The organism is Bullifex sp. (assembly GCF_034103065.1).
Lineage (GTDB): Bacteria > Spirochaetota > Spirochaetia > Sphaerochaetales > Sphaerochaetaceae > Bullifex.
On record NZ_JAXEGN010000189.1, the window covers coordinates 1 to 2,090 of the forward strand.

At 32.5% G+C, this 2,090-nt stretch carries 2 protein-coding genes; both read right to left on the minus strand.

Annotation, left to right across the window (positions count from 1 at the left end):
• Positions 1 to 258 (minus strand): hypothetical protein (locus SOY52_RS07295; protein WP_320848303.1); only part of this gene is annotated, 258 nt, incomplete at its 3' end.
• A 10-nt stretch (positions 259 to 268) separates the two neighbouring features.
• Positions 269 to 1,648, minus strand: coding sequence for an aldehyde dehydrogenase family protein (locus tag SOY52_RS07300; RefSeq protein WP_320848304.1), 1,380 nt, complete (start codon positions 1,646 to 1,648; stop codon positions 269 to 271).
• Positions 1,649 to 2,090: the final 442 nt, after the last annotated feature.

Genomic DNA, 2,090 nt, shown 5'->3' on the forward strand with positions numbered 1-2,090 from the left:
ATCAAGTCTAGCCTGCTTGTTTTCACTAGTTTTCTCAATATCATCTGTTAAGGTTAATACGTTTCTTGAAAGTCTCCATAAGATCTCAGCCTTTTCACTGTTATCAGCTGCCTGATTAAGACTCTTCTCAAGGTACGCCTTATCTGTTTGATAGTCATGAACATTGTAGAACTGGTAATCACTATAAGCAGGATTAAATGCTGCAAATAGTGTTGATGCAATGATTAACATCATCACAATAGCTAATAGTTTTTTCATTTTTTATCTCCTAGTGCATTAGTAATCTTACAATTTTATCCTTTAGATTACTATTATATGGTGCATACCTAACTGGTATGTCTAAAAGAAGACTCTTTCTTAGGATACTCTTCTCATGTGTGAAGGTATCAAAGCCCTGCTTTGAGTGGTATGAACCAAGACCTGAGTTACCAACTCCTCCAAAAGGCATATTCGGAATAGTTAGATGTACAACACAGTCCATGACACATCCACCACCAAAGGTAAGAACCTCATGAGCTTTTTTTACTCTCTCATTATTCTTTGAGAAAATATAGAATGCAAGAGGCTTTTCTCTTTGTCTTATAAATTCTAATGCATCGTCAAAGGATTTATAAGTAATTAAAGGTAAAATTGGAGCAAAGATTTCATCACACATAAGTGGTGATGATAAATCAGGCTTCTCAATTAAGGTTGGTTCAATTTTTAATGTGTTGTTATCAAAGCCTCCGCCAATTACTATTTTACCACACTTAAGAAGGCTCTTTGCTCTTTCAAAGTGCTTTTCATTAATTATCTTTGGTAAATCAGGTGATGTAATAGGATTAGTTGAGAACATTTTTGTAATAGCATTTTTAAACTCTACTACAAATCTATCCTTTACCTTTTCATCTATTAAAAGATAGTCAGGTGCTACACAGGTTTGTCCTGCATTTAAATATTTTCCCCATGCAAGTCTAGTTGCACTTAGCTTAATGTTTGCACTCTCATCAATAATTACAGGGCTTTTTCCTCCTAGCTCAAGTGTAACTGGAGTTACATTTTTACTAGCAGCTGCCATTACTACACGACCAACATTAGGACTTCCTGTAAAGAAGATGTGGTCAAATCTTAAATCGAGTAAGTCTTGGTTTGCTTGGTGACCACCCTCAACAACATATACAAGTCCTTCCTCAAAGAACTCTCCAAGTACCTTCTTTAAGGCCTTACTAGTATATTCTGAATATCTTGAAGGCTTCAGTATTACAGTACAGCCAGCTGCAAGTGCAGCTGCTAATGGATTTAATGCTAATTGAATAGGGTAGTTCCAAGGTGAAAAAATTAAAACATTACCCTTTGGCTGCTTGAGAATATATGAGCTTGAAGGAAAGTGTGCTAAAGGAGTTCCGACTCTCTTCTTTTTAGCCCATGTCTTTGTATGCTTTATTAAATGATTAATCTCACTATATACAACACCTAGCTCTGTCTCATAGCCTTCAAAATGAGTTTTTCCTAAATCCTTATATAACGCTTCTAATAAAAGAGATTCATTAGATTTCATAGCACTTTTAAGAGTCTTTAAATTCTTAATTCTCTCTTTTATTGAAAGAGTTTTACCACTTTTAAAGTACTCATCTTGCTTCTTGCGAACAATTAAATATTCTTCATTCATAATTTTATTTTGACAAATAATGTATTAGCTGTCAATAAAACTAGACACGTATGAAATTAAATAAAATAGGGAAATGATTTTTAAGAAAAGTGCTAAGAAATTAAAATTCTAGATTAAAATATTCTTTATCCTTCTTTGGTTTTCCAGGAAGGATTTTTTGTACCTCCTAAAAAAATAATAAAAAATTTTTAATTCATTTTATCTTAAAGAAATAATAAATCTTAAGGCTTGGAATTTCATGTTTTTACCTCATTTTTATTACGATTTTTTTAACTTTTATTTGAATTATTAATAGAAACCAAAAAAAGGAGGCAGCGATGGCAAAGGAAAAAGATCGCGCAGCAAAGAATTTTTTCTCTGACCCTAAGATCTTTTCAGAGTTTGTTAATTTATCTCTATTTAATGGAGAAGAAAGAATAAAAGCTGAAGACTTAAGAGAAAT